We start from the raw sequence: 1,190 nt of genomic DNA on the forward strand, positions 1-1,190 counted from the left end.
AAGAACTGTGCCTATGTGGGCGGGGATCCTCTGATGTTTGTTGATCCACGTGGGCTAAACCATGTACTTGGGGTGCTTGGGGTCGCATTTATAGCGTATGAGATTGCCAATAGTGATACGCCTCTGATCGGTGGCGGCGTTGCAAAAGCCGGGACGAAAGTGGCTGAAGCGTGTGTAGCAGAAGGGGTCAGAGTATCGAAAAAGGGCATGTCACTTGTTGAGGCGAACTTGGCAAGATTTGAACCAACCGCAGCTAACGTTGCAATGGTCGATAGGTTGAAGGAAAGCCTTCAAACGGGTGCGAGAGCGATAGGTGCAGATGCAAATTTTTACCTCCACGAGATCRCAGAAGGTACAGCGCGCAGAGCGGGATTGGCTTATGACGCGGCTCATGCGGCTGCGATTGAAAAGTACAGCATTTCACCTTTTTCTCTCTATCATCCAGAAGTGATAAAGAGTCTGCCTGGTGAGTTCAATAACGCGTGGAGAAATTTCTGGGGAATTCAATGAAGTCATTTAACCTGACTAAAGAGCGTAAGGCACGCGTTTGGCTGAGTGAACTACCTACATCATTTCAGACGGATGAGCTTTCATGTAAGAAGGTAGTGCAATGCGAAGGCAGCGTTCGCCCTTTGCGTACGACAATTGCCGTTGAGATTTTTGTACCTGCAGGCGGTCGATTCCTGTATGGGCTGCTGGGAATTCAGTCATTAGGTAAATCGGCGGATAAGACCAGAATAGAGATTCCGATCTTCTCTCGTCCACCGATAACCCACGTTAGCGATTCCTTGGCCGGCACGGTGGATAAGGTTGTGCCATGGATTGACGATGAATATCACGCTGCGATATTAGCGGGTATGAGCGCTGCGGTGGGAGAGTATGCGATAGTTCCTGAGCGCATCCGCATATGCTCCGGCCGGCAGGGGCTTGTTGGTTCTTCCCCAGAAATATTTCGCCGACTGGCATTTATCTGTATGACATTGCTGGCAATTCCAGAGGAAGATATTGGCTGGAAAACAGAAGAGCTTATTGATCGTGGCTAACCCGCGCGTGGGTGTAATAGCAATGCCAGCGCATACACCTGACCATAGGGGGATATAACGTCCTTCAAGAGTGACGGGACCAACAGCTACACCTACAGCGTGTGGATTTCGTGCTTGTTTGATCTGTTTTTTCATCGAGCGCTGAGC

General features: G+C 50.0%; 1 protein-coding gene and 1 pseudogene. Both read left to right on the top strand.

Annotated elements, in window-relative coordinates; translation table 11 throughout:
- Positions 1 to 510, top strand: a pseudogene (locus AC1D1X_RS23860) (hypothetical protein); the annotation flags it as partial.
- Positions 507 to 1,043: a hypothetical protein gene (locus AC1D1X_RS23865; RefSeq protein WP_477671728.1), complete on the top strand. Its 537-nt coding sequence runs from the start codon at positions 507 to 509 to the stop codon at positions 1,041 to 1,043. The pseudogene AC1D1X_RS23860 and the gene AC1D1X_RS23865, both read left to right, overlap by 4 nt.
- Positions 1,044 to 1,190 lie beyond the last annotated feature (147 nt).

It is taken from the genome of Polaromonas sp. P1_G4 (genome assembly GCF_056405475.1).